The organism is Micromonospora sp. WMMD964, assembly GCF_029581455.1.
GTDB lineage: Bacteria > Actinomycetota > Actinomycetes > Mycobacteriales > Micromonosporaceae > Micromonospora.
The window spans coordinates 2138946-2162460 of record NZ_CP120860.1 but is presented as its reverse complement, the minus strand read 5'-3'; the positions used below and the strand labels follow the sequence as shown (position 1 = coordinate 2162460).

Here is a 23515-nt window from a genome sequence, read left to right as displayed (position 1 = left end):
CCGCCACCCGGCATCCTCACATCGCCGAATTCCACCCGGCGACCGCCTCCTGCGGGCGATCGATCTCGTCGAGAATTCGGCGTAGCGAGTGGGCGAACACCGACTGGTCCAGCTCCTGAAGGTCGGCGAGGCTCACCTCGCTGAGGTCCACGAGGGTGCCCTGAGGTGCGCCATCGGTCGTATCCATCATGATCCGTCCACCCGCGAAAAGGACTCGCGCCCGAGTGAGCAATGAATTGTGCGGAAGCCGCCGGGCCGAGACCCGTCACAACGCCGACCCCGCCGACGAACCGGGTCATCCTAGCGGCCGCACGCTGTTTGCGCGGTGGGTCGGGCGGGTCATCCGGTTCAACGCCACAGTGCGGTCCGCAGACATTGTTCTCGGCCATCCGTCCATGGAGAATCCGGCGTCCGGACGGGAAGGACCATCGATCCGGTGACCGGCTACGGCGACACGTTCGATCAGCTCCGACCGCAGCGCCGGCAGGTGCCACGGCGACGCAGGTGGTACGCGTAGGTCGCCGCGCCGAGCGCCACGCCCCAGAGCGGCCAGAGCAGCATCGGCGCCCCGGTCAGGCTGAGCCCGCCGGTGAGTTCCCAGAACTTCGGGTTGCTGAGCAGCCCCAGCGAGGCCGCGGTCACGGAGATGGCGACCAGGGCGGCGGGCAGCACGGCCAGCCTCACCGGCACCCGCCGGCCGGCGAGACCGAGCATCCAGCGCGGGAACCGCTCGCCCCAGCGCTGCGCCAGCCCGAGGGTGAGGATCGCGCCGACGGTGGCGAACGCGGCCAGCCCGAACCCGGCCCAGACCAGCCCGGTGTCCTGCATCTCGGTGAGGAACTCGCGGGAGATGCCGAGCGGGATGCCGGCCGCCCAGGCGAACCGGGTCACCGCGTACGTGAACGGGATGGCCGCGGCGATGCCCACGGCCCACCGACCCCAGCGGGTGGCGGCGGCCGGCGTGGTCCACCGTGTGCCGGTGTCGGCGCGACCGCAGCCGACGCAGGCCCCGGTGGTGCGGCGCTGCCAGGTGAGCACCGCCCCGGCCAGCAGCAGACCGCCGGCCAGCGCCGCGAACCGGGCGAACAGCGCCCAGTTGAAGACGTCGGCGTAGTCGACGGGCGGCCAGCCGAACGGCGCCCCGACGATCAGTATCGGCAGGTAGCCGAGGACGATCAGTACTCGGACGTCCGGCACGACCAGGACGAGCGCGAACGCCACCGCCCAGCCGTACCCGGCGAGCAGAGCCCGCAGCGGGCCGGGCGGGCGCACCGCCGGGCGGCTCATCGCCAGGGCGGCCACCGCGGCGGTGAGCAGCACGGCGGCGAAGAGCGGGGTGGCCACCTCGACCGGGACCAGGCGCAGCAGGCTGACGTCGCCGCCGTTGGGGTCGTTCGGGCCGAGCGGGTAGCCGCCGTCGGTGAGCATGCTGACCAGGGCCAGCACGCCCCACAGGCCGAGCCAACCGGCGGCCAGCGGGGCGAGCCGGTCCGGCCGGCGGGAGTCGGCACGGGGAGGGGAGACATCGAGTTCCGTCATGCTCCCAGCGTCGACGGACAGCTGCCTGATTCCCTCCCGGCAAGCGGTGAACCCGCTCCCCCGGGTGAGGGACCCGTCAGCCGGACGGGGTGACGAAGCCGGACTCGTAGGCGGCGATCACCGCCTGCGTGCGGTCGCGGGCGCCCAGCTTGGCCAGCACGTTGCCGACGTGCGTCTTGACCGTCTCCACACCGACCACCAGGTGCGCGGCGATCTCCGGGTTGGACCGGCCGGTGGTCATCAACCGCAGCACCTCGGCCTCCCGTTCGGTGAGCCGGGCGGCGCGCAGTCGGTCGCCGCCCACCGGCCCGTACGCGCCGACCAACTGGCGGATCGCGGCCGGGAACAGCAGTGACTCCCCCGCCGCGACCACCCGGACGGCCTCCACCACCTCGGGGGGCCGGGCCCGTTTGAGCAGGAAGCCGGAGGCGCCGGCGCGCAGCGCCTCGTAGACGTACTCGTCGTTGGCGAACGTGGTGACCACCAGCACCCGGGGCGGGTCGGCGGAGGTGGCCAGCAGGTGCCGGGTGGCCTGGATGCCGTCGATGCCGGGCATCCGCACGTCCATCAGCACCACGTCGGGCCGGTGCCGGGCCACCAGCGGCGGCACCTCGGCACCGTCGGCGGCTTCGGCGAGGACGCGCAGGTCGGGTTGGGCGTCGATGATGGCCCGCAGCCCGATCCGGATCAGTTCGTCGTCGTCGACGATGAGCACGCCGGTGGTCATCGGGCCTCCTCGTAGGGCAGGCGGGCCCGGATCAGCCACCGGTCGCCGTCCGGTCCCACGGTGATCCGGCCGCCGAGCAGCAACACCCGCTCCCGCATGCCGTCCAGACCGCGACCGCCGTGGCCCAGCGGGGTCCGACCGGGGCGGCTCATCGCGTTGACCAGCTCCAACTCCAGTGCCTCCGGGTGCAGGTCCAGCCGCAGCGCCACCGGCCCGTCGCCGTAGCGGGCGGCGTTGGTCAGTCCCTCCTGGACGATGCGGTAACCCTCCCGGGAGACCGCCGGAGGGACTCGCGCCGCGTCGCCGACGCGATGCGCGTGCACCACCAGCCCGGCCGCGCGGGCGTCGGTGACCAACCGGTCCAGGTCGGCGAGGGTACGCTGCGGCGCCACCACGGGGCGTCCGTTGCCGGTCTCCCGGAGCAGCCCGAGCACGTGGTCCAGCTCGTCCATGGCGGTCCGCCCGGTCTCCTCGATGGCGGTGAGCGCCCGCCGGACGAACTCCGGGTCGGTGTGCAGGACCTCGCGGGCGGCCCCGGCCTGGAGGGTGGCGACTGTCAACGCGTGGCCGATGGAGTCGTGCAGCTCCCGGGCCAGCCGGTTGCGTTCGGCGAGCCGGACGGCCTCCGCCTCCAGGGCGGCGATCCGCTCCGCCGGGGCCGGCCCGAGCAGCACCGGCGCCATCGAGCCGGCGAGCGCGCCGAGCCCGGCGACCGCGTAGCCGAGGCCGACCAGCAGGAGCACCCCGCTGACCGTCAACCAGCCGCCGTCGCGCCCGTCCAACGGCCCGAACCGTTCCCGGCTGATAAGTTCGGTGCCGATGCCGAACTGCTGGGCGATGAAGGCGAGCGCCATCGGCAGGGCGCTGAACAGCGCGATCATCACCACCGCACCGACGATGAGATGGGTGGCGATCCAGAGCGCGCTGCGCAGCCGGGTCTCCCGGTCGCCCCGGTGCCCGGGCGCGGGTTCGGGCAGGTCGACGCCGAGCAGGGCCCGTACGGCGGCGATCTCCAGTGCCCGGCTGCCGTCCAGCAGCAGCGGCAGCCCGGCGATCAGCGCCGCGATCACCAGCAGGGCGTAGACCAGTGGGCGGGGGATCGCCGAGTCGGCGAACAGTTGGGCGAAGGTCACCGCGAGCACCCCGTACGGCAGTGCCAGCACCCCGCCGAGCAACAGGAAGACGCCGCGTCGCCAGGTGGTGCCGGCGACCAGCGGGGTCAGCGCCGCTCGGACTGTCACCTCGTCATTCTGCTGCCGAACCGGGCTCGGGCGACTCCCCCGTGCCGGGGAGATCTCAGCGGTGGTCGGCGACGTACTGCTGCGGGTCCTTGTCGCGAAACGGCAGGTTGCGGCCGTTCTTGTGCTCGCCGTAGAAGGTCAGCCAGCGTTGCCCCAGCTCGGCGCGGAGTTCGACGCTGGCGTGCCGGCGGAAGTCGGGCAGCGCCTCGTCCTCCTCCTCGGCGAGGTGCTCGCTGTTCTCCCGGCGGGCCGTGCCGACCGCCGCCCACCACTCGTCCGAGCCGACCGGGTGCAGCTTCGCCTCGGCGATGGCGTCCCGGATCTTGTTGTGGTCGCCGATCGCGTCGGCGGTCTCGTCCTCGCCGTCGTCGCCGTGCTTGACCAGGTGCGGGTAGAGGATCGCCTCCTCCGCCTCGGCGTGGATGTCCAGGTGCAGGGCGAGGGCGTCCCAGACGGCGAGCATCTCCTGCTCGTCGCGGGCGTCGTCGAGGCGGGCGAAGCCACGCCGGAAGGCGGCGTGGTCGTCCAGGATCAGTGCGGTGATGTCGTCCACGTCGCTCACTTCCGCTGGGCCGGGGCCGGTCGTCGCGTCGAAACTACCGCGATGTCCGGGTTCGCACGCCCGATCCCCGGCAGCGCCGGCCAGAGCTAGGCTCATGATCGTGACCTACCTCGCCGCGGATGACCGCTACGACTCCATGACCTACCGGCGCAGCGGGCGCAGTGGCCTGCGGCTGCCCGCCGTCTCCCTCGGGCTCTGGCACAACTTCGGCCCGGACCGCCCGTTCGAGCGGCAGCGCGACATCGTGCGACGCGCCTTCGACCTGGGTGTGACCCACTTCGACCTGGCCAACAACTACGGTCCGCCGCCCGGTTCGGCGGAGGAGAACTTCGGCCGGATGCTCGCCACCGACCTGAGGGCGTACCGGGACGAGCTGATCATCTCCAGCAAGGCCGGATACCTCATGTGGCCCGGCCCGTACGGCGAGTGGGGTTCGCGCAAGAACCTGATCTCGTCGTTGGACCAGTCGCTGGGCCGGATGGGCTTGGACTACGTCGACATCTTCTACTCGCACCGGTTCGACCCGGACACTCCGCTGGAGGAGACGATGGGCGCGCTCGACGCCATCGTCCGCTCCGGCAAGGCGCTCTACGTCGGCATCTCGAACTACGACTCCGAGCAGACCACGCGGGCCGCCGCGATCCTGCGTGACCTGGGTACGCCGCTGCTGATCAACCAGCCGTCGTACTCGATGCTCAACCGCTGGACCGAGTCCGACGGCCTGCTCGACACGCTGGAGCAGGTCGGCGCGGGTTGCATCGCGTACAGCCCGCTGGCCCAGGGCCTGCTGACCGACCGCTACCTGGGTGGCATCCCGGCCGACTCGCGGGTGCGCACCAGCGTCTTCCTCAGCGAGAGCGACCTCAGCGACGAGAAGATGGCCACCATCCGGGGCCTCGGCGCGGTCGCCGAGCGGCGCGGCCAGTCGCTCGCGCAGCTCGCGCTGGCCTGGGCGCTGCGCGACCCACGGATGACCAGCCTGATCATCGGGGCGAGCAGCGTCGAGCAGTTGGAGACGAACATCGCCGCGCTCGACAACCTCGACTTCACCGCCGACGAGTTGGCCGAGATCGAGCAGCACCTGGGCTGAGCACCGCCGGGTTGCGGGCGGCCCGGGTCACCAGATCCGACGCCGCCCGGCCCGGTGGTTACGTACCTCGCACTGGCGGCCCTCGGGTGCGGCGGCGCCGCGACGGCGCAGGTTCGCGCCGACCAGCAGCAGCAGGACCAGCACGACGGCGGTCCCGGCCAGCACCGGCCACCGGCCGCCGAGGTCGGTCACCGACGCCACCGGCACGCCCGGGTCGGCGGCCGCCGCCACCGCCGGGCCGCTGGCCGTCGGCTCGCCGGCGGCGGTACGCGGCGCGCCGGTCGTCGCGGCGGCGGCCTTCGACGGGGTGGCCTTCGACGGGGTGGCGGTGGCCTTGGCACCACGGAACACCACGTCGGAGCAGGAGTAGTAGGTGTCCGGGGTGGTGGAGTTCTGCCAGATCGTGTAGATCAGGTGCCGGCCCGTACGACCGGCCGGCAACCGGCCCGCCAACTGGTACGCCCCGGCCCGTACCGGTGGGTCTGTCAGCGTCAGAAACGGACGCGCTTCCAGGTCCGCCCAGGTCAGCGGGGCTTTGGGGTCGTAGTCGCGGGTGGTGACGTAGAGCCGGAAGGTGCCCCGGTGCTCGATCGTGGTCCGGTACCGGAAGGTGAACGTCGCGCCGCTGGTCAGCTCGGTGCTCGGCCAGTCGGTGCGCGGCAGGTCCAGCCCCCGGTACGCGGACAGCCCACCGCTGCACAGTTCACCGTCCGGGATCCGTTCCCGGTCCCGGCCGTTGATCGCGGCGACGCGTACGTTGTCCCATTCGCGGACCGCCGCACCCGCCTTCACGGCCGCCCGGCAGGCGCTGGTGGCGGCGTACCGGCCCTCGGGCCCACAGGCCGCCGCCCGGCTGACCGGGTCGGTGGGCGCGCCGTGGGCTGCGGCGGGCGTGGCCGCCCACGGCACTGTCGCGGCGACGACCAGCGCCAGGGCGAAGATCCGGCGTACGGGCATGGGATGACCTCCGCCCACTGGTACGGCCCTCGCTGGGCAAAGGTTCGACGGCGACCGGCGGGAATCCCCGGGGTGGGCGGGGCGTTTCGATACCCGGAACCGCTTGCACCGAGGAGGCAGAGATGAAGGTACGTAGCTCGTTGCGTGCGCTGAAGCAGAAGCCGGGTTCGGTGGTGGTCCGCCGTCGCGGCCGGACGGTCGTGGTGAACCGCGCCAACCCGCAGTGGAAGAGCCGCCAGGGCTGACCCCGGCCCGTACCGGACATACAGTCGACAACCGCCCTGACCGGGTCTCCCGGTCAGGGCGTTTCGTCTGTCGGCCCCACCGTCACGAATCGTCAAGAAGCTGCGCGAGTCGACTCTTGTCCGGTTTGCCGCTCGGCGCGAGCGGAACCCGGTCGACGACCGTGACGGTTCGCGGCACGGCAGCATCGTTCACCTGCGCGGCCACGAGCTTGCGTAACACGTCCGGGTCAGGCGTTCTCCCGGCCACCGGCACCACGAAGGCGTGCACGGCCTCGCCGGTCATCTCGTCCGGGCGCCCGACGACGTACGCCTCGCCGACCGCGGCGTCGGCGACGAGCGCCCGTTCCACCGGTCCGGCGTGGACCAGCTGCGCGTTGACGATGATCACGTCCCGGGCGCGCCCGAGCAGCCGCAGGTAACCGTTCGCGTCGAGCTCCCCCAGGTCACGGGTACGCACCCAGCCGTCCACGAACACCTCGGCCGACTCGTCCGGGTCCTGCCAGTACGAGGACGCCTGCCCGGGTGTGCGGGCATAGATCTCACCGTCGCGAATGGAGACGTCGACGGCCGGGCGACCGACCGTGGCGAGCGTGGCGGCGTCTCCCACCATCTCGGCGGGGGTCACCATGGCGATCATCGACGTCTCGGTCTGCCCGTACCCGTGGAAGAGCACCGGACCCAGCAGGTCGAGGGCCTCCGCCAGTCGGCCCGGCGCGAGTGGCGACCCGGAGACCATCAGCGCCCGCAGGTGACGCAGGTCCACCGGGTGGGAACGCTGGTCCCGGATCAGCTGGTGCAACTTGCCGACGGTGATCACGCTCGCCGTGGCCCGGTGTTCGACCAGGGCGTCCGGGAAGACCGGCCGGGGTGCCACGACCAGGGTGCCGCCGGCCGCCAGGGCGACGACGCCGTACTCCAGCATCACCTGACTGGCCAGCGAGCCGAAGACCAGGTAACGCTGCATCCGGGTGGCCAGGTCGGCGACCGCCGGCGGCCACCGGTCCGGGTACGGGGCCCAGGCCGCCGACATGGCCGCGTACGTCTGGACCACACCCTTCGGCGTTCCCGTACTGCCACTGGTCCAGGTGATCCGCGCGGGATCCTCGGCCCGTCCCGCCGCGACGAGTGGCAGCCCGTCGTCGGGATGCCCGGTGAGCGAGGCCAGCCTGGCCGAGTCGACGAGGAGGGAGCCGGACAGCTGTGCCGGGCGCAGATCGGCACGCCACCCGGACACCCGCGCCCCGACGGCGAAGGCGGCCATCGTGGCGGCGAAGGCGGCGGCGGTGACCGGCAGATCGAGCGTCACACCCACTCCGGGCCCCGCGCCGGTCGAGCGCAGCCCGGCCGCGACGCGCCGGATCAGACCCGCCATCTCCGCAGCGGTGGTGACGACCGGCCCATCCTCGAAGACCGGCCGGTCCCCGCCGGCCGCCAGGAGGTCGAGGACGGGCTGCGGCCAGACGTCACCGGGCATCGGCGAGGACACCCTTGACGAAGACCTCGAGGGGCTGCCGGTGCACGGTCGGCAGGTCCCAGGTGTTCTCCAGGTTCTCCGCCAGGTGGTGCTCGGCGACGACCTGCCCGTCGCGCAGCACCCGGACGACGGGGTGGAGGTAGCTGGCGTCGTGCGCGGCGTTCGCGTCGTTCTCGGCCGGACGCGGCACGGTGATGTCGAACGGGTCGACCTGGTCGTGGTCGGGGCCGTACTCCAGGGTGACCAGGAACGCGAACAGGTCCGGCTCCGCCTCCCGCAGATACGCGACCGGCACCTCCTCGCGGTAGCGGGCGGAATCGCTCTCGACCGTGATGACATCGCCGAGCACCGAGAACTGTTGCCACAGCGCCGAGGTCACGTTGATCCGGGCGATGATCGAGTCGGCGATCGCCTCCGGCGTCAGGGCGATCCGCCGGGACGGCCAGGGCTGCCCGTGGTGCCGCTCGCGGAGGATGTGGTGCAGGGCGCGGGTGGCGTACCGGAAGCCGTGGATGAAGCCGTTCGTGGACTTCTTGAAATCACGCTGCTGGCTGAGGGTGCCGGCGAAGTAGAGACCGCTGACGTTCACCGACTCGAAGGCCGGCGTCTGCGCCGGGAACCGGTCCTTGATGACCAGCTCCGGCCGGGCGGACTCGGCGAAGATGGACGCGTCGAAGCGGAATCCGGTGCAGAGGACGACCCGGTCGTACTCCAGCTCGCGCAGATTCTCGACCGTTCGGGCGTACCGGAAGAGCACCCGGAACCCACCGTCCTCCCGCCGGCTGATCTGCTCCACCGTGCCGTCCAGTACGGCGTTCTGCGACTTCAGTTGATAGGTGTCCAGGAAGTTGTTGTTCACCGCGCGCAGGTGCCCGACGTAATGGGACTGCCAGGCCAGCTTGATGGAGTGCGGCCCGGCGACGTGAATCGTGGCGGCGGTCTCGACGAGCGCGTCCGCGGTCTCGAAGGCCGAGTTGCCCTTACCGATGATCAGCACACGCTGGTTGACGAAATCGGCGGGGTCGACGCTGACGGTGTCGTAGCGCTCGGCCAGGTCGGCGCCCTCGATCGGCGGCACGTAGAGCTGGGAGACGCCGGTGGCGACGACGACTCTCCGTGCCGCCCAGCTCTGGTCACCGGCCTGCACGGTGAACACGTCGGCGGTCTTCGACACGGCTGTCACCCGGGTGTCGTAGCGGACGCGCAGACCCCGCGCGAAGTCGGCGAGATAACGCACGAGGTCGTCCGCGGCCGGGAAGTAGCGCGTGCTGTAGTTCTTGAAGAGCAGCGCCGGATCGTCGGTCAGCAGCGAGTTCCAGTCCGACCGTAGGTTGAACTCCGGATCCGTCGACCCGGTCCACACCTTGTTGATCGAGATCAGTTGGCGGTGCCGGGGATAGGTCTCGAAGAACGTGCCCGGCCGCGGGCCGCCCTCCAGCACCACATAGTCGTGACCGTCGCGCTCCAGCAGGGCCGCGAGCTGCAGACCCGCCGGCCCGGCTCCGATGATCAGGCAATCGTGCGTCATGTGGCGCAATGTACTGAGACGATTTCAGAGCGCTCTGAGAACCCGTCTCTAGCATCCGCTTCCATGACGATTGAGGTGGATCTGGCAGCTCCGCTGCGCCCCGCCGACCTACGCGTCGCGGCGGGCCCGGTCACTGTGGTGATCGGCGACGAGGTACGCAAACGGGTGGCGACCGGCCGCACATTCCTCGGCAAGGCACTCGGCGACGACCGGGCGATCTACGGTGCCACCACCGGTTTCGGGGCGCTGGTCGGCTACGCGGGCCGAGCCGACCAGCGCGACCAGGCCGACAACACCCTCGCCCACCTCGGAGCGGGCCAGGGCCCGGACCTCGCCCCGGAGGTCGTACGCGCGACGCTGCTGGTCCGCGCCTGGTCCCTGGCCCGGGGCGCGTCCGGGGTCTCACCGCACGTGGTCGACGCGCTCGCCGCCATGCTCGGTACGACGTTCACACCGGCCATGCCCAGGTTCGGCTCGGTGGGGGCCAGCGGCGACCTGATCCCGCTCGGCGCCGCCGCTCAGGCGCTGCGCGGTCGCGGGTACGCCTATCTGGACGGCGTCCGGATGCCCGCCGGTGAGGCCCTGACGAAGGCCGGCCTGGAGCCGTTGCCGCTCGATGGTCGCGACGCGCTCGCGCTGGTCAACGGCACGTCGCTCACCACCGCGGCGCTGACCCTCGCCCTGGACCGGGTCCGCACCTCGCACCGCGTGGTGCGGACGCTGAGCTGCCTCCTCGCCGACCTGCTCGGCAGCGATCCGCAGTTCCTCGATCCCGCCCTCCTCGACGCCTACGGTCACCGGGGCGCCGTCGAGGTCGGCGCCGCGATGCGAGCGACAGCCGCCGGTCTGCGGGCGTCCGGCACCAGACCGCTGCAGGAGCCCTACAGCATCCGCTGTGCGCCACAGTTGCTCGGAGCGGCCGAGGACGCCCTGCGCTACGTCGACGGCGTCGTGGCGGCTGACCTGCGCGGGGTGAGCGACAATCCGCTGTTCTTTCCGAACGACGACAAGGTCGTGCACGGCGGCAACTTCTTCGGCCAGCCCGCCGCTTTCGCCTCCGACGTCCTGTCCATGGTGATCGCCCAGGTCGGCAACCTCGCCGAGCGGCAGCTCGACCTGCTGGTGGATCCCGGGCGAAACGGCGGGCTGCCGCCGATGCTCGCGGCGGGGCCGGGTCAGCAGCACGGGTTGCAGGGCGTACAGCTCGCGTCGACGGCACTCGTCGCCGAGATCAGGCGCGACACCGTGCCCGCGAGCGCGCAGAGCCTTCCCACCAACCTGCACAACCAGGACGTCATCCCGCTCGGCACACAGGCCGCGCTCCGCGCTCTGGACCAGGCGGAACTCCTGCGCCTGATCACCGGGTCACTCGGGCTGGGACTGCGCCAGGCGGTGCACGTGGGGGCACGCCGGCCCACGGCGATGGGCTGCGACCGTGTCCTTCGGGCGTTGGAGGAGGCGATCCCCCCGATCGACCCGGACCGGCCGCTCGACGGTGACGTGCGAACGGCGGCGGCAGTTCTGGAGGAGCTTGAAAATTCTCTGAATTCCCGCTCGTACGGTGAGCGCCGTGACGCTTGATTACCTGATCATCGGAGCCGGTCCGGCCGGCCTTCAGCTCGCCGCCCTGCTCGAGGCCGACGGAAAGCGTGACTATCTGGTGCTGGAGGGCGCCGACGGGCCGGGGGCGTTCTTCGCCACCTATCCGCGGCACCGGCAGCTCATCTCGATCAACAAACCGCACACCGGCACCGACGACCCCGAACTGAATCTGCGGCTCGACTGGAACTCCCTGCTCACCGACGACCCGGCGCTGCTGTTCACGCAGTACACCGAGCGGTACTTCCCGGACGCCGACGTGATGGTGCGCTACCTCGCGGACTTCGCCGCGAAGACCGGCGTCAAGGTCAGTTACGGCACCCGGGTGACCCGGGTGTCCAAACACGACGACGTGTTCACCGTCGAGGCCGGCGATCGGCGCTGGGCGGCCCGCGCGGTGATCGTCGCCACCGGCGTCTCGAAGACCTACGAGCCGGACATCCCGGGATTCGAGCTGGCCGAGGGGTACGACGTGATGAGCGTCGAGCCACGTGACTACCTCGACCAGAAGGTGCTGATCATCGGCAAGGGCAACTCCGCCTTCGAGACCGCCGACAACCTCATGGAGACCACGACACTGATCCACCTCGCGGGGCCCAGCTCGGTCCGGATGGCGTGGCGCACCCATTACGTCGGGCACCTGCGCGCGGTCAACAACAACTTCCTCGACACCTATCAGCTCAAGTCGGCGAACGCGATCCTCGACGGCACGATCAAGAGCATCGAGCGCGACGGTACGGGCTACCGGGTGGCGTTCAGCTTCTCCCGGGCCAACGAGGTCGTGAAGGAACTGCATTACGACCGGGTGTTGGCGTGCACGGGATTCCGATTCGACGACTCGATCTTCGACGCCTCGGCCCGGCCCCGACTGGCCATCTCCGACCGGTTCCCGGCGCAGACCGAGGAATGGGAGTCGGTGAACGTACCGGGGCTGTTCTTCGCCGGCACGATCTCGCAGCAACGCGACTTCAAGAAGTCCACCAGCGGTTTCGTGCACGGCTTCCGCTACGCCGTACGCGCGCTGCACCGGATCCTCTCCCGCCGCTACGACGCCGAGGACTGGCCGTCCACGCGGCTCACCGCCGACCCGGCGGCCATGACGGCGGCCGTCATCGAGCGGGTCAACCGCACCTCGGCCCTGTGGCAGCAGTTCGGGTTCCTCGCCGACGTGCTGACCGTCGCCGGGGACGAGGCCCGCTACCACGAGGAGGTGCCGGTGGACTACTTCACGTCGACCGGTCTGCGCACCGCCGAGCACGACTACGACCAGGCGTTCGTGATCACGTTGGAGTACGGCCCCGACCACGACCAGGTCGACCCGTTCGACATCACCGTGACCCGCGTCGCCCAGGACGTGGTCGGGCAGGCGCACGACGCGGCGTACCTGCACCCGGTCGTCCGTCACCACCGCGCGGGCCGAGTGGTCGGCACCCACCACCTCGCCGAGAACCTGGAGAACCGGTGGGACCGACCCGAGGTCCACGTGCGGCCGCTCCAGGAGTTCCTGAGGCGCTGCCTCTCCGGCGCCGAGGGCTGACATGGACCCTGTCCACCAGGACTTCTTCGAGGGCGGCGCCGGGCGGGAACGCACGGTGGCCGCCAACGAGCGGGCCTTCGAGCGACGGTGGATCGTGCCACGAGTGCTGCGGGCGACCGGCGAGCGGGACCTGCGGACCACGGTGGCCGGCACATCGCTGGCCGCCCCGGTCCTGGTCGCTCCGACAGCCTTTCATCGACTCGCACACCCGGACGGCGAGACGGCCACGGCGCGCGGGGTCGCGGCGGCCGGGACCGCGATGGTGGTCAGCATGGCGGCCACCCAGCCGGTCGAGGAGATCGCGGCGGCGGGCGCGTCGCTGTGGTTCCAGCTGTATCCGCAACCCGATCTCGCCTTCACGGAGTACGTGGTCAAGCGTGCCGAGTCGGCGGGCTGCCGGGCGCTCGTGGTGACAGTGGACTCCCCGGTGTTCGGGCGGCGCGAGCGTGACCTGCGCAACGGCTTCACCGACCTGCCACCCGGCTACGCCTGCGAGAACATGCGCGACGCGACCGGCCGGGTGCGCTCGATCGCGATGGACGCGACGGCGGGGTGGGATCGGATCTCCTGGCTGCGTGGCGTCACGGGACTACCGATCCTGCTCAAGGGGATCCTGCATCCTGCGGACGCCCGCCTCGCGGTCGAGCACGGCGTCGTCGGCGTGATCGTGTCCAACCACGGTGGGCGACAGCTCGACGGGGCGATCCCGACACTCGACGCGCTGCCCGGAGTCGTCGCAGCCGTGCGCGGGCAGATCCCGGTGCTGCTCGACGGGGGTGTGCGCTGCGGCACCGACGTGCTGATCGCGCTCGCGCTCGGGGCGCGGGCGGTGCTGGTGGGGCGTCCGGTGGTACGCGGGCTCGCGGCGGGCGGCGCGGCGGGCGTACGGGAAACACTCGAACGACTGACGACGGAGCTGGATCAGGCCCTCGCCCTGGCCGGGGCGCGGCGGCCGACCGATGTGACGCCCGACCAGGTGGTGAGCCGGTGAAGGCCGTGGTCACCCTCCGGGAGTGGATCTTCGAGCGGGTCAACGGGCCCGAGGGCGTTCCCGTCCCCGGGCCGCTGGTGGGGCCGGAGGACTTCGAGCGGGTCTACAGCGACCCGGCCGCCGACGGGCGCAGCCGCGGAGCGGGCCTGTCGGACCTGTTCTGGTACTGGCTCGCGCCCGGTCCGCAGATGCACCAGGAGCACCTGGAGCCCGGCGAGCGGTACCGGACGGTCGCGCGGACGACGCGTCAGGTGCTCGCCGTCCCACACGCTCGCTCCGACGAGCTGGCCACGGCCGCGACCCGGCGGATCCTCGACACACTGCCGACCGGCCGGATCAGTCACGTGCGGCTACGGGACCTGATGATGCCGATCTGGGCCGAGGTCTCCTACGAGCTGGTGTTCGGCGCGCCCTGCCCGCGCGACGTGCGGGAGCTGGTGGTGGCGAACGCGGACGACGTGGTCACCGCACTGAAGGGGATGAGTCTGCGGCACATGTCCCGGCGGGACCGCCTGACGCGTTACCTGCTGGACCGGATCGACGCCGGGACGTGCCCGGTCGTGCTGCCACCGCCGTTCACCGCCCTGGAGACCGCCTGGTATCTGCAGGGTGCGTTCTTCAACACGGCGGTGGTGCAGATGTCGGAGGCCATGACGCACATCCTGCTGTGCGCCGGGGCCGTCACGGACACCTCCGACGGCTCTCTCGACCGGCTCATCGACGAGACGCTGCGGGTGTACCCGCTGTTCGGTATCGCGCACCGGATCACCTCCGGACCCATCACCGTCGGCGATCACGTCCTCCCCACCGGATCGGTGCTGCTCTTCAACTATCCGGCCTACCAGCGCACCGGCCCCGCGGCGGACGCCGAGTTCAACCCGGACCGCTGGTCGACGTTGCGTCGGCAGGACGCGCATTTCATCCCGTACGGCGTCACCGCCAACCGGGCCTGTCCGGCGCGCGGCTCGGCCCCCGTCCAACTGCGCGCGGCGACCCGCGAGGTGCTGCGGCGCTTCTCGGTCAGCTCGTCGGTGGCGCACACCCGCTCCCTGCCGAGCCGCGGTCCCGCGTACCTGACACCCTGCGGCCTCCCCGGTCCCGGCCGCGACCGGCTCGCCCTGATGCGGCAGCGCGACCGGTTCTTCGACGTGGGGCGGTCGGTCAAGCAGCTCGTCTGCGGCACCTGGATGGTCGTCGACGCCCGGCGACAGAAGTTGTGCACCCGATTCTTTGAGGAGGCAGGCCCGTGACCCCCACCGAACTCGCCCCGCGGTTCTTCATCGCGGTCACGGTCATTCTGCTCTTCTGCAAGTTGGTCTCCTGGCTGCTCGGCAGGGCGGGTCAGCCTCCGGTGGTGAGCGAGATGCTCGCCGGGGTGCTGCTCGGCCCGTCGCTGCTGGGCCTGCTGTGGCCGGGCGCGCAGGCCGCGCTGTTCCCCGCGCCGCTGCTGCCGATCCTGTACGTGGTGGGCCAGGTCGGTCTGGTGCTGTTCATGTTCCAGGCCGGGTACGCCTTCACCTCACACCGGGTGACCGGGCTGGCGGGCACGGCGGGAGCGGTGTCGCTGGCGGGTGTCACGGTTCCGCTGGTGCTGGGGGTCCTGTTGGTCCTGGGCATGGCGGGGTTCGTCCCGATCCGCGCGGAGGGCGTGTCGCTCGGTGTGTCCGCGGCGTTCGTCGGTGTGGCGCTGGCGATCACGGCCTTCCCCATGCTCGCCCGCATCATCACCGAGCGCGGCCTCGCCGGCACCCGCTTCGGGCTGCTCGCCCTGGCCTCCGGCGCGATCGACGACATGGTCGCGTGGATCATGCTGGCCGTGGTGCTGGCGTTCGCCTCGGGCGCGGTCGGCCCGGCCCTGGTCTGCGCGGGTGGCGCGGCGCTGTTCGCGGTGGTGCTGTGGCTGGGCGGGCGGCGGGTGACCGGTTACGTCATGGGGCTCCCGGGCGACCGTGCGCGGCTGCTGGGCACCGTGGCGCTGCTCTTCCTGGTCGCCTGGTACACCGACGAGATCGGGCTCTACGCGGTCTTCGGCGCCTTCGCGGTCGGCGTGGTGATGCCGCACTCCGCCCAGACCGACAAGGTGGTGGACACGTTGACGCCGATCGCCGCGACGGTGTTCCTGCCGCTGTTCTTCACCTACTCCGGGCTGCGTACCGAGTTCGCGCTGCTGGGCAACCCGGCCGTGCTCGGCTTCGCCGCCGCGTGCGTCGCCGTGGCGATCATCGGCAAGTTCGGCGCCTGCTGGGGCGCGGCCCGGTTGATGGGCGAGCCGAACGGTGTCGCGTTGCGCGTCGGGGCCCTCATGAACGCCCGGGGCCTGATGCAGTTGATCGCTCTCAACGTGGGGCTGGAGGCGGGCATCGTGAACTCGTCGCTCTTCACCGTGCTGGTGCTCGTCGCGCTCGTCACCACACTCATGACGACACCGCTGCTCAGCTGGATCGAGCGGCGCGAGGCGCGCACTTCCGCCGCCACACCGTCGCTCGTGACCACCGGAAGCCGGTAGATTGTTTGTTTGAGGCGACAAGTTTTCCGGAACATAGAGACTTGTCGATGCATCGGTGTCACTATCTAGGCATGACTCGACTCCTGCTCGTCGAGGACGACTCGGAGCTACGCGGCATGGTCGCGGAGACCCTGACCGACGAGGGATACGTCGTCGACCAGGCCCCCGACGGCCAGCGCGGCCTCCACCTGGGGCTCACCCGGCCGTACGACGTGATGGTGATCGACCGCCTGCTCCCCGCCCTCGACGGGCTGGATCTGGTCGTCCGGCTGCGTTCCCGCGCCGTGGTCGCCCGGGCGCTGCTGCTGACCGCGCTCGGCACCGTCCACGACCGGATCGCCGGGCTCGACGCGGGCGCCGACGACTACCTGACGAAACCCTTCGACCTCGACGAGCTGAGCGCCCGCATCCGGGCCCTCTGCCGCCGGACCTCCGAGTCGACCGAGGTGCTGCGGCTCGGCCCGGGCCAGCTCGACCTCTCGGTACGTGACGTCGTCCTGCCCGACGGCACCCGCATCGCCCTGTCCGCCCGCGAGTTCGAGCTGTTGCGGGTGCTGGCGGCCCGGCCGCACACCGTCCACTCCCGATCCGAGCTGCGCAGCCGGGTCTTCGACGAGGCGGCAGCGGCGTCCCTGGTCGACACGTACGTCTACTACCTACGGCGCAAACTCGGCCGCTCGGTGATCCGGACCGTGCACGGTCTCGGCTACCGACTGGGGACACTGTGAGCTTCGAGGACACCATGCTGCGCCGGGCCCGGGTGCGGGTCAGCATGCTCGTCGGGCTCACCATCACAGCGCTGCTCGCCCTGGGCGCCGCCATCTCCTACGCCACGCTGCTGCACAGCCAGCACGAACAGATCGAACGAGAGCTCACCTACGGCGCGGTCAACGGCACCATCGACGGGCCGCCGGGGTGCAACTGGATCATCCTGTACGAGGGCGGCACCATCGACTCGGGCCGCAACCCGCCACCTCCGGGCTTCCCACTGCGCTCCGCCATCGACGCGGTGGCGCTCGACCGCCAGGTCCGCAGCGACAAGGTCGACCGCAACGGCACGACCTACTACGTACGCACCCAGCCGCGCGGGACCGGCGTCGTGCAAGCCGTGTTCGACGCGCGCTTCCAGGTCTCCGACCGGCGTCACCTGCTCGCCGCGTTCCTCCTCGCCGCGATCGTCGGCCTCGCCGCGGCGGCACTCACGGGCATCACCGTGGGCCGCCGGGCGGTGGCACCGCTCGCCGAGGCGCTCGGCCGGCAACGCCGCTTCGTCGCCGACGCCAGCCACGAACTGCGCACCCCCATCGCCCAGGTCCACACCCGCGCCCAGATCCTGGCCCGCCGCGCCGGTGCCGACCGCGCCGACTACGACCGCCTGATCGAGACCACCGGCCGCCTCGGCGAGATCGTCGACGAACTCCTGCTCTCCGCCCGCCTCGCCGCCACCCCGGCCGAACGGCAACCCTCCGAGCCCGTCAACCTGGCCCGCCTCGCTGCCGAGGCCGTCGACTGCGAGGCCGACCGCGCCGCCGAGCAGGGCGTACAGGTGCACCTGACCGTCCCGGACACTCCGGTCCTGGTCCCCGGCGTCGCCTCGGCCCTGCGCCGGGTGGTCGGCGAGCTGCTCGCCAACGCCCTCACCCACACCCCGGCGGGTGGCCGCATCGACGTCGCCCTGCGCGCCTCCCGGCGTAGCGCGGAACTGGTGGTCACGGACAGCGGAGCCGGCTTCGACCCCGCTGACGTGAAACACCTCTTCGACCGCTTCCACCGTGGCGCCGGGGCCAAGGGCCGGCGCTTCGGCCTGGGTCTGGCCCTCCTGCGCGAGGTGGTGACCAGCCACGGCGGGACGATCTCCACCGACAGCCGGCCCGGCGCCGGGGCGACCTTCACTGTCTGCCTGCCGACGATCCCGCCACGCACATCCGCAGCGGAAACAGATCAGCGGCCCGGCTTGATGAGCATCAAGCCGGGCCGCTGACCGGTAAAACAAGGGTGGAGCCGAGGGGACTCGAACCCCTGACCCCCACACTGCCAGTGTGGTGCGCTACCAGCTGCGCCACGGCCCCTTGCTGTCGCCCGGTCGCCCGGGCACTCGGAAACTATACACAGACCGGCCGGCATGGTCATCTCGCGGGGGTCCCCCGCCGATGTCGGGTCAGTTGAGCGCCACGTCCGGCGGGAAGTGCGCGACGGCGGCCATCATCCCGCCCTGCCGGCGCAGGACCATCGGCCACAGGTCGTCGGGCCGGTCGACGAAGGCGTCACCGGGCAGCGCGTCCAGCACGAACCAGGAGCCGTCGGCGATCTCCTGCTCCAACTGGCCGCCGCCCCAGCCCGAGTAGCCGGCGAAGACCCGGATGCCGCCGATGCCCTCCCGCAGCCGCTCCGGGTCGACCGAGAGGTCGATCGTGCCGACCGCTCCGGAGACCTGGTGGAAGCCTTTGAGCCGACGCATCGGGTGTCGCATGCGGGCCAGGCAGATGGCCGAGTCGGGCTGCACCGGGCCGCCCTCGAACAGCACCGCCGGGTGGCGGGCCAGGTCACTCCAGTCGCCGAGCACGTCGGCCACCGGCACCTCGGTGGCCCGGTTCAGCACCACGCCGAGCGCGCCGCCCGGCTCATGGGCGACCAGCAGCACCACCGTACGGTCGAAGTTCGGGTCCTTGAGCGCCGGAGTCGCGACCAGCAGCCGCCCGGTCATCGACTCCATCGCTCGTCCGCCGATCGCCTGGCCCTCTCCCTGCATCCCACACACCCGTCAACCGTGAGCCGGCGCCGGGGATCGGTCATCTGCCGGATCCACCCGGTGCGCCGGAATCAGCCGCGCTGTCAACGCCATGCCTGGCACCATAGCCTGCGTCCCCGGTGCTGGCTAAGGTCTGACCGGCAGGTGATCGGACAGTTGAGACGGAGATTCGACACCCCCGGCGACGAACCTCCTGGTGATCGATGCTCTTGGCCACAGTCGGTGGAGAAACGCCCGAAAGGTCCGTCACATCCCGATAGATTCGGCTGATCGGGAGGGTGACCACGGTCGTCCCTGCCCGCGACACGGAGGCGGGTGGCGATGGCAACGGTCCGGGACGCGACGTACGACGTGCTCCGCACCCTCGGCATGACCACGGTCTTCGGCAACCCCGGATCCACCGAGGAGCCGTTCCTCCAGGACTTCCCCGCCGACTTCCACTACGTCCACGCGCTGCACGAGGCGTCGGCGGTGGCGATGGCCGACGGGTACGCCCAGGCCCGTGGAGTACCGGCGCACGTCAACCTGCACACCGCTCCGGGCACCGGCAACGGCATGGGCAACCTGGTCACCGCGTGGCACAACAAGACCCCGCTGATCGTCACCGCCGGACAGCAGACCCGGGAGATGCTGCTGCTCGAACCCCGGCTGGCCAACCGTCGCCCCACCGAACTTCCGCAGCCGTACGTCAAGTGGGCCTACGAGCCGGCCCGAGCGCAGGACATCCCCGCCGCGGTGCTGCGGGCGTACGCGACGGCTGTGCAACCACCGGCCGGACCGGTCTTCCTCTCGCTGCCGATGGACGACTGGGCCCAACCGGCCGACCCGCCGCCCGCGCCGCGCTCGGTCGCCACCCGGTTCGCACCGGATCCGGAGCGGTTGGACGAGTTCGTCCGGGTCCTCGCCGGCAGCCGCAACCCGGTGCTGGTGTACGGGCCGGGGGTGGACCGCTCCGGCAGTTGGTCGACAGCCGTCGCGCTGGCCGAGCGGCTGGCCGCACCGGTCTGGTCGGCTCCCGCCCCCGAGCGTGCCGTGTTCCCGGAGGACCACAGCCACTTCCGTGGCGTGCTGCCGTACGCGATCGGTCCGCTGGCCGAGGCGCTACGGGGGCACGACACCGTGCTGGTCGTCGGTGCCCCGGTGTTCCGCTACTACCCGTACGTACCGGGCGGGCACCTGCCCGACGGGGCCCGGCTGCTACACGTCACCGACGACCCCGACGAGGCCGCCCGCGCCCCGGTCGGGGACAGCCTGCTCGGCGACCCGGGGTTGACCCTGACCGCGTTGACCGAGCGGGTGCCACCGGCCGACCGGCCACCGCCCGCGCCCCGGGAAGCACCGGCGGCACCCGATGTCACCGCCCCGCTGAGCGCGGACGCCCTGTTCGCCGCGCTGGCCGCGCACTGGCCGGCGGACGGCGTACTGGTGCAGGAGTCACCCTCCAACCTGTCCGCGCTGCGCCGCCGGCTCCGAATCAACCGCCCGGCGTCGTACTTCACGATGGCCAGCGGAGGGCTCGGCTACGGCCTGCCGGCGGCGATCGGGGTGGCCCTCGCCGAGCGGGACACCGGGCGTGGACGACCCGTGGTGGCGGTGATCGGCGACGGTTCGTTCCACTATTCGGTGCAGGCGCTGTGGACCGCCGCGCGCCTCGCCCTGCCGGTGGTGGTCGTCGTCCCGGTCAACCAGCAGTACGCGATCCTCAAGGCGTTCGCCGAGCTGAAGGACACGCCCGGAGTGCCCGGACTGGACCTGCCGGGGCTGGACGTCGTCGCGATCGCGGCCGGCTACGGCTGCGCGACCGAGGTGGTGGAGACCCCCGACCACCTCGGCGCCGCGCTCGCCGCCGGACTGCGCGCCGACCGACCCACCGTGCTGCCCGTGCCGATCAGCACCGACGTGCCCAGCATCCTCTGAGCCGACCGGTCAGCGCGGCGCGATCGACAGCGCGGCGCCGCTGGACACGTCCAGCACCGGCCGGGCGCCCAGCGGCGCCGCGAGGGTGACGGTGACCGGTTCCATCTTGAGGATGGCGGGGCAGACGTCGGTGCTCCGGGTGACGCTGCCGCCGACCACCACGACGTCCGGCCGTTCCCACACCAGCGGAGTGATCGCGGTGTCGCAGGCACCGACGCCGAGCCGCACGATCAACCGGGCACCGTCGACCGCCGCGAGGTCCTGAGCGGACACCAGCCCGTCCGGCAACGGCTCGGCTGGCGCGGTGGGCTCGGGCACCCGGCCCACCGCTGTGGGCGCGACGGCGAGCCGGGCCACCGGGGCGGCCAACTCCTCGACGTCGAACAGCCAGGCCGGGACCTGCGCCTCACCCCGGCTCGTCCGGACCGGCACGCTGCCCAGCGTGACCCCGGTGACGGTGAGCGAGCGGCAGGCGGTCGGGGCCGCCGTGCTGGTGGTCCAACCATCCGGCCCCGGTTCGACGGTGGGGCCGCCGGGGGTGGGCAGGCCGGGTCGCTTCGGTCGCCCCGGGCAGGGCAACGGGTCACCCTGGTCGAGCTGGCGGTACGCCTCGGCGGCGCTGACCAACGGCAGCGTCAGTCGGCCGTCCGGGAATCGGATCTCGCCGCCGACCCTGGTGGGGTACAGCGGAACCTGCGCCTGGTACCAGCCGGCCCGGAAAGCCGCCTCCGTGTCGGGGGTGAAGCGCGGGTCGCCGGTGAGGACGGTCGGCCCCTCCAGGGGGACGTACCCCGTGCGCCACTCCGGGCCGGGTTGCCACGCCTCGGCCACCTGGGCGGCCCGCTGGTCGAAGGCTTCGGCACGCTGTGGGTCGCTGGGACCGTCGAACAGATCCGCTCGGGTGGGGGCACAGCCGGCCACGACCAGCAACGGGAGGACGAGCAACAGGACCGGTCGACGCATGACCGGTTCGACGCGGCCACCGACCCCACGGTTCCCCGAGGTGGGCTCAGGTCTCGCCGCCCAGATCCGTCTGGTACGCCTCCCAGAGCAGGTCCGCACCGCGACGCCGATGGCGGGCCAACTTCCGCAGCAGGTGCCCCGCCCGATGTCGTAACTCGTCCGGGTGCGCCTCGGGCTGCTCGGCGATCCGCTGGACCGCGAGGAGCGCGGCCACGATCGGCGCGTGCTCCCGGGTCAGCAGGCGCACCCCGTGTTCCAGCCGTGGCGACTGGGTGAGCAGCTCCCGGTAGAGACCTCCGGGGCCCTCGGTGACCCGGACGTGCTCGGCGAAGCCCTGCCGCACCGGACGCAGCCGTGACAGGACCTCCTCGCGCCAGCGCGGCTCGGTGGTGGGGACGGCGACGGCCCGGCCGAAGGCGTGCACGTCTCCGGCGAGCCCGGCCGGGCGGGGTTCTCCGGGTAGCCCGACGGGATGTGGATCGACGGGGTGCACGGCACGCGGACGGGCGACGAGTGACGGCTGCTGGACCGGACCGGTGACCATGGCACCTCCCGCGCGACGCTGCTATCCCATACCGCGATGGTGAGGCTCACCGGTCGGCCCTGTCCAGGGCCCTCAGGCGGCTCATCTGCCCCGTTGGCCCCGCTCGCCCCATCCGCATCAATGGTCACCGGTTACGGGGCCAGGAGTGGCCTAGCGAGGGTGTGCCGCCAGGCGGTGCAACTCGTCGGCGACGGTGTGCGCGGGGTCGTCGCGCCCGTCGGCCGGTCGGCCGGTCGTGATCGCGTCCGCCAACGCGCGCAGCTCGGACGGGGGCAGGTTGTCCAGGCCCATGCCGCGCAGGGGGATGACCACCCGCGGAGCGCCGGTCCGGTCGACGGCGACGACGACGGAACGCAGCCGCTGCCCGACCGTCGGAGCGTCGTCCCCGCGCTGCGACACCCCGTCGGCGTCGATCCGGGCCGTGGCGAGGTCGACGGTACGGGTACGGAACGCGCCCCGGACCCGTACCCGGGTGCCGTCCAGCCACGCGGCGGTGCGGAGCACCCGCAGCACGAGGTAGACGCCGAGCAGGACGAACGGCAGGCCGCACAGCCCGACGACCGGGGCGAAACCAGACTGGTCCGCGCCGTCGGCGGAATCCCGCAGACCGGGCGGCAGCATTCCCGGCGGCAGATCGCGGGCCTCCTCGTAGGAGGCGAACGCGTCCCCGGGACCGGTCAAGCGACGCAGCAGCCCGCCCGCGAGCAGGGGCAGCGCCACGAACGCCACACCGACGGCCGCGACGAAGACACCGGACAGGACCGCCACGGTGCGCTGAGCGGGTGACGCGCCTACCGACAGGCGAAGCTCCTCGTGGCTCACAGCAGGCAGCGTAGGACCTCCGACACGACGAAGCGCCCCGGCTGGTGGGCCGGGGCGCTTCGTTCGAGGTGGTGGAGGTGCCGGGAATCGAACCCGGGTCCTTCGCCGGTTTGTCAGGGCTTCTCCGAGCGCAGCTCGCTGTGCCTCTACTCGGCCCCACCGCTCACGCGAGCAAGTTGGTGTGACGGGCCCAGTCGCTGATTGATCTCGCCGCACGGACCCCGCGACCGGGTCCGATTGGCCAGCCTTCTAGCTGATGCCGGCTAACTGGGTCGAAGGCGCTCCCAGGCCGACAGACTTGCTACTCGCCTCAGGCGGCGAGAGCGAAGTCAGCGCGAGTGTTCTTGGCGCTTATTGGTTTCCGACGACCGATTCTCGAGACGACGTCGGCTTCCTCGGCTCGCTTCCCCTGTCGCTGCGTACGAAGTCGAAACCAGTCACCCCCTCGACAGGCCACCGATGTGGTGGCACTGACAAGACTAACGCCTGGCGCAACGGCTTTCATCCCGAGCCCCAGGGCGACG

The 23515-nt window shown here is 71.8% G+C and carries 22 protein-coding genes, 1 tRNA gene and 1 other RNA gene; 10 read left to right on the top strand and 14 right to left on the bottom strand.

Going from position 1 to position 23515, the window contains the following annotated elements:
* Nucleotides 1-16 precede the first annotated feature (16 nt).
* The 5 genes from fxsA to O7616_RS10155 form a co-directional block, all read right to left on the bottom strand.
* Nucleotides 17-187, bottom strand: coding sequence for an FxSxx-COOH cyclophane-containing RiPP peptide (gene fxsA / locus O7616_RS10175; RefSeq protein ID WP_231924423.1), 171 nt, complete (start codon nt 185-187; stop codon nt 17-19).
* Nucleotides 188-462: 275 nt separating this feature from the next.
* Nucleotides 463-1539, bottom strand: coding sequence for a hypothetical protein (locus O7616_RS10170; RefSeq protein ID WP_282306556.1), 1077 nt, complete (start codon nt 1537-1539; stop codon nt 463-465).
* A 76-nt stretch (nt 1540-1615) separates the two neighbouring features.
* On the bottom strand, nt 1616-2266 hold the full coding sequence (locus tag O7616_RS10165; RefSeq protein WP_282262378.1) for a response regulator transcription factor: 651 nt from the start codon (nt 2264-2266) through the stop codon (nt 1616-1618).
* Nucleotides 2263-3507, bottom strand: coding sequence for a histidine kinase (locus O7616_RS10160; RefSeq protein ID WP_282306555.1), 1245 nt, complete (start codon nt 3505-3507; stop codon nt 2263-2265). Before O7616_RS10160 ends, O7616_RS10165 begins: the two co-directional genes overlap by 4 nt.
* A gap of 55 nt (nt 3508-3562) precedes the next feature.
* Nucleotides 3563-4060 (bottom strand): hemerythrin domain-containing protein, encoded by a 498-nt coding sequence (locus O7616_RS10155; RefSeq protein ID WP_282306554.1) that lies wholly within the window; start codon nt 4058-4060, stop codon nt 3563-3565.
* Between the two features lie 103 nt (nt 4061-4163).
* Here O7616_RS10155 and mgrA point away from each other — a divergent pair, with 103 nt between their 5' ends.
* Nucleotides 4164-5159 (top strand): L-glyceraldehyde 3-phosphate reductase, encoded by a 996-nt coding sequence (mgrA, locus tag O7616_RS10150; RefSeq protein WP_282306553.1) that lies wholly within the window; start codon nt 4164-4166, stop codon nt 5157-5159.
* 27 nt (nt 5160-5186) lie between these two features.
* Here mgrA and O7616_RS10145 read toward each other — a convergent pair whose 3' ends face one another.
* A complete protein-coding gene (locus O7616_RS10145; RefSeq protein ID WP_282306552.1) occupies nt 5187-6116 on the bottom strand; it encodes a lytic polysaccharide monooxygenase in 930 nt (309 codons plus the stop codon).
* A gap of 122 nt (nt 6117-6238) precedes the next feature.
* Here O7616_RS10145 and O7616_RS10140 point away from each other — a divergent pair, with 122 nt between their 5' ends.
* Nucleotides 6239-6361 (top strand): 50S ribosomal protein L36, encoded by a 123-nt coding sequence (locus O7616_RS10140; RefSeq protein ID WP_030331473.1) that lies wholly within the window; start codon nt 6239-6241, stop codon nt 6359-6361.
* An 82-nt stretch (nt 6362-6443) separates the two neighbouring features.
* On the opposite strand, the gene O7616_RS10135 is transcribed toward O7616_RS10140, so the two are convergent.
* Together O7616_RS10135 and O7616_RS10130 are read right to left on the bottom strand one after the other, a co-directional pair.
* Nucleotides 6444-7835, bottom strand: a complete 1392-nt coding sequence (locus O7616_RS10135; RefSeq protein ID WP_282306551.1) for a fatty acid--CoA ligase family protein — start codon at nt 7833-7835, stop codon at nt 6444-6446.
* Nucleotides 7825-9363, bottom strand: a complete 1539-nt coding sequence (locus tag O7616_RS10130) for an NAD(P)-binding domain-containing protein (protein WP_282306550.1) — start codon at nt 9361-9363, stop codon at nt 7825-7827. The genes O7616_RS10135 and O7616_RS10130 overlap by 11 nt, the downstream gene beginning before the upstream one ends.
* Before the next feature lie 63 nt (nt 9364-9426).
* Between O7616_RS10130 and O7616_RS10125 the strand changes: the two genes are divergently transcribed.
* The 7 genes from O7616_RS10125 (at nt 9427) to O7616_RS10095 (ending at nt 17977) form a co-directional block, all read left to right on the top strand.
* Entirely contained in the window at nt 9427-10944 is a 1518-nt protein-coding gene (locus tag O7616_RS10125) for an aromatic amino acid ammonia-lyase (RefSeq protein WP_282306549.1), read from the top strand.
* On the top strand, nt 10934-12499 hold the full coding sequence (locus O7616_RS10120) for an NAD(P)-binding domain-containing protein (RefSeq protein ID WP_282306548.1): 1566 nt from the start codon (nt 10934-10936) through the stop codon (nt 12497-12499). The genes O7616_RS10125 and O7616_RS10120 overlap by 11 nt, the downstream gene beginning before the upstream one ends.
* A 1-nt stretch (nt 12500) precedes the next feature.
* The gene (locus O7616_RS10115) at nt 12501-13490 is read left to right on the top strand and encodes an alpha-hydroxy acid oxidase (RefSeq protein ID WP_282306547.1); all 990 of its coding nucleotides are present in this window, start codon (nt 12501-12503) and stop codon (nt 13488-13490) included.
* A complete protein-coding gene (locus O7616_RS10110; protein WP_282306546.1) occupies nt 13487-14740 on the top strand; it encodes a cytochrome P450 in 1254 nt (417 codons plus the stop codon). Before O7616_RS10115 ends, O7616_RS10110 begins: the two co-directional genes overlap by 4 nt.
* Nucleotides 14737-15996 carry a cation:proton antiporter gene (locus tag O7616_RS10105; RefSeq protein WP_282306545.1) on the top strand — a complete coding sequence of 420 codons (1260 nt, stop codon included), beginning with the start codon at nt 14737-14739 and terminating at the stop codon, nt 15994-15996. The genes O7616_RS10110 and O7616_RS10105 overlap by 4 nt, the downstream gene beginning before the upstream one ends.
* Before the next feature lie 71 nt (nt 15997-16067).
* A complete protein-coding gene (locus tag O7616_RS10100) occupies nt 16068-16724 on the top strand; it encodes a response regulator transcription factor (RefSeq protein WP_282262390.1) in 657 nt (218 codons plus the stop codon).
* Entirely contained in the window at nt 16721-17977 is a 1257-nt protein-coding gene (locus O7616_RS10095) for a HAMP domain-containing sensor histidine kinase (RefSeq protein WP_282306544.1), read from the top strand. The genes O7616_RS10100 and O7616_RS10095 overlap by 4 nt, the downstream gene beginning before the upstream one ends.
* A 15-nt stretch (nt 17978-17992) precedes the next feature.
* Here the strand turns inward: O7616_RS10095 and O7616_RS10090 are convergent.
* Nucleotides 17993-18065: transfer RNA gene (locus tag O7616_RS10090), tRNA-Ala, on the bottom strand.
* Nucleotides 18066-18154: 89 nt separating this feature from the next.
* On the bottom strand, nt 18155-18745 hold the full coding sequence (locus O7616_RS10085) for a YqgE/AlgH family protein (protein WP_088986211.1): 591 nt from the start codon (nt 18743-18745) through the stop codon (nt 18155-18157).
* A 321-nt stretch (nt 18746-19066) separates the two neighbouring features.
* On the opposite strand from O7616_RS10085, the gene mdlC reads away from it, so the two are divergent.
* Entirely contained in the window at nt 19067-20662 is a 1596-nt protein-coding gene (mdlC, locus tag O7616_RS10080; protein WP_282306543.1) for a benzoylformate decarboxylase, read from the top strand.
* A gap of 9 nt (nt 20663-20671) precedes the next feature.
* Here the strand turns inward: mdlC and O7616_RS10075 are convergent, their stop codons facing one another.
* The 4 genes from O7616_RS10075 to ssrA all read right to left on the bottom strand — a co-directional run bounded on the left by O7616_RS10075 (nt 20672) and on the right by ssrA (nt 23436).
* On the bottom strand, nt 20672-21625 hold the full coding sequence (locus O7616_RS10075; protein ID WP_282306542.1) for a hypothetical protein: 954 nt from the start codon (nt 21623-21625) through the stop codon (nt 20672-20674).
* A gap of 46 nt (nt 21626-21671) precedes the next feature.
* A complete protein-coding gene (locus O7616_RS10070; protein ID WP_282306540.1) occupies nt 21672-22169 on the bottom strand; it encodes a hypothetical protein in 498 nt (165 codons plus the stop codon).
* Between the two features lie 150 nt (nt 22170-22319).
* Nucleotides 22320-22991 (bottom strand): hypothetical protein, encoded by a 672-nt coding sequence (locus O7616_RS10065; RefSeq protein WP_282306539.1) that lies wholly within the window; start codon nt 22989-22991, stop codon nt 22320-22322.
* Nucleotides 22992-23060: 69 nt separating this feature from the next.
* Nucleotides 23061-23436: a transfer-messenger RNA gene (gene ssrA, locus O7616_RS10060) on the bottom strand.
* Nucleotides 23437-23515 lie beyond the last annotated feature (79 nt).

What these genes read in the sequence shown, in the direction of transcription:
- fxsA (WP_231924423.1), bottom strand. Translation starts at nt 187, where the DNA reads ATGGATACGACCGATGGCGCACCTCAGGGCACCCTCGTGGACCTCAGC.
- O7616_RS10170 (WP_282306556.1), bottom strand. Translation starts at nt 1,539, where the DNA reads ATGACGGAACTCGATGTCTCCCCTCCCCGTGCCGACTCCCGCCGGCCG.
- O7616_RS10165 (WP_282262378.1), bottom strand. Translation starts at nt 2,266, where the DNA reads ATGACCACCGGCGTGCTCATCGTCGACGACGACGAACTGATCCGGATC.
- mgrA (WP_282306553.1), top strand. Translation starts at nt 4,164, where the DNA reads ATGATCGTGACCTACCTCGCCGCGGATGACCGCTACGACTCCATGACC.
- O7616_RS10145 (WP_282306552.1), bottom strand. Translation starts at nt 6,116, where the DNA reads ATGCCCGTACGCCGGATCTTCGCCCTGGCGCTGGTCGTCGCCGCGACA.
- O7616_RS10140 (WP_030331473.1), top strand. Translation starts at nt 6,239, where the DNA reads ATGAAGGTACGTAGCTCGTTGCGTGCGCTGAAGCAGAAGCCGGGTTCG.
- O7616_RS10135 (WP_282306551.1), bottom strand. Translation starts at nt 7,835, where the DNA reads ATGCCCGGTGACGTCTGGCCGCAGCCCGTCCTCGACCTCCTGGCGGCC.
- O7616_RS10130 (WP_282306550.1), bottom strand. Translation starts at nt 9,363, where the DNA reads ATGACGCACGATTGCCTGATCATCGGAGCCGGGCCGGCGGGTCTGCAG.
- O7616_RS10125 (WP_282306549.1), top strand. Translation starts at nt 9,427, where the DNA reads ATGACGATTGAGGTGGATCTGGCAGCTCCGCTGCGCCCCGCCGACCTA.
- O7616_RS10115 (WP_282306547.1), top strand. Translation starts at nt 12,501, where the DNA reads ATGGACCCTGTCCACCAGGACTTCTTCGAGGGCGGCGCCGGGCGGGAA.
- O7616_RS10100 (WP_282262390.1), top strand. Translation starts at nt 16,068, where the DNA reads ATGACTCGACTCCTGCTCGTCGAGGACGACTCGGAGCTACGCGGCATG.
- O7616_RS10085 (WP_088986211.1), bottom strand. Translation starts at nt 18,745, where the DNA reads ATGCAGGGAGAGGGCCAGGCGATCGGCGGACGAGCGATGGAGTCGATG.
- mdlC (WP_282306543.1), top strand. Translation starts at nt 19,067, where the DNA reads ATGGCAACGGTCCGGGACGCGACGTACGACGTGCTCCGCACCCTCGGC.
- O7616_RS10075 (WP_282306542.1), bottom strand. Translation starts at nt 21,625, where the DNA reads ATGCGTCGACCGGTCCTGTTGCTCGTCCTCCCGTTGCTGGTCGTGGCC.
- O7616_RS10070 (WP_282306540.1), bottom strand. Translation starts at nt 22,169, where the DNA reads ATGGTCACCGGTCCGGTCCAGCAGCCGTCACTCGTCGCCCGTCCGCGT.